Annotated in this window: 1 protein-coding gene and 1 pseudogene; one reads left to right on the forward strand and one right to left on the reverse strand. The window is 66.2% G+C overall.

Annotated elements, in window-relative coordinates:
* The coding region (locus NR072_RS05295; protein ID WP_256836418.1) for a transposase at positions 1 to 287 on the forward strand (287 nt) is incomplete at its 5' end.
* A gap of 136 nt (positions 288 to 423) precedes the next feature.
* Here NR072_RS05295 and NR072_RS11555 read toward each other — a convergent pair.
* A pseudogene (locus NR072_RS11555) lies at positions 424 to 1119 on the reverse strand (MFS transporter); the annotation flags it as partial.
* Between the last annotated feature and the right edge of the window lie 84 nt (positions 1120 to 1203).

Raw genomic sequence — 1203 nt, forward strand, 5'->3', positions numbered from 1 at the left:
TCGCGTTCACCTCGTTCCCGAGGGACGTGTGGTCCCAGATCTGGTCGAACAACCCTGCCGAGCGGCTGAACCGGGAGATCCGGCGCCGCACGGACTCGGTGGGGATCTTCCCGAACCGGGATGCCGTGGTGCGTCTGGTCGGGGCTGTGTTGGCCGAGCAGACCGATGAGTGGGCCGAAGGCCGCCGGTATCTCGGCCTGGAACTGCTCGCCCGGTGCCGTGAGCCCCTGACCACGGAGCAAGAGACCGTGATGAGCACGGAGGTGATGCCGACCCTGCAGACCTGACAGGTACAAGCCCCCTACAACCTCGAAGACGGCTACACCACTTCCAGGGACTTGACCGGTCGAGGCGTCGCTGCCGGAGACCGAACCACGTCAGCACGGCGGTGCCGAGGATCGCGGAGGCGACAGCGGACAGCGTCAGGCCTTCGACGGCAGCATGCTTGATGCCGTAGATGGCCAGCAGCAGGCCGACAGCGGACGTCACGACACTGATTGCGTCCACGCGCCCAGGCCGAGTGGCTCGGACCTCGCGCAGCAGAACGGGTGCGAAGCAGAGGAACAAGGCGATGACTGGCAGGTTGATCAAGAACACCGATCCCCACCAGAAGCGCTCCAGAAGCACGCCACCGATGACCGGGCCGATCGCGAATCCGGCGGCGAACGCCGCGGCGAAGATGCCGATGGCCTGGGCTCTCTTCTTCGGGTCAGCAAACAACTCGCTCAGGACCGCCAAAGCTGATGGGAGCAGAGTCGCGCCAGCGATCCCCATCACGGCGCGGGCGGCGATGAGCAGCTCGGGCGTGGGGGCGAAGGCGGCGGCTGTCGAGCCGAGGCCGAAGCACGCTGCCCCGATCATGAGCAGTCGAAGGCGTCCATAACGGTCGCCTATGTTCCCGAACGCGACCAGCAGGGAGCCAACGGCGAAGCCGTAGATGTCCAGGATCCACAGAGCTTGGTCAGCGCTGGGGTTCAGCGCCTGACTGACTCGGGGCATCGCGAGGAAGAGGATGGATCCGTCCATCGAGACCAGCAGCACCGGCCCCAGGACAACGACCAGACCGAGCCAAGCGCGGAGGTTGCCAGGTTGGGTCCCGGCGGCAGGATGTTGAGTCATGCCGTCAACGCTGCGGGTCGCCGACGGGGCTAGCTGTAAGAGGTCATGACGTTGTTGACTCGGGCCGGGGCCAACGAGGCCGGT

Source organism: Micrococcus sp. Mcc89, assembly GCF_024519795.1.
Classification (GTDB): domain Bacteria; phylum Actinomycetota; class Actinomycetes; order Actinomycetales; family Micrococcaceae; genus Micrococcus; species Micrococcus luteus.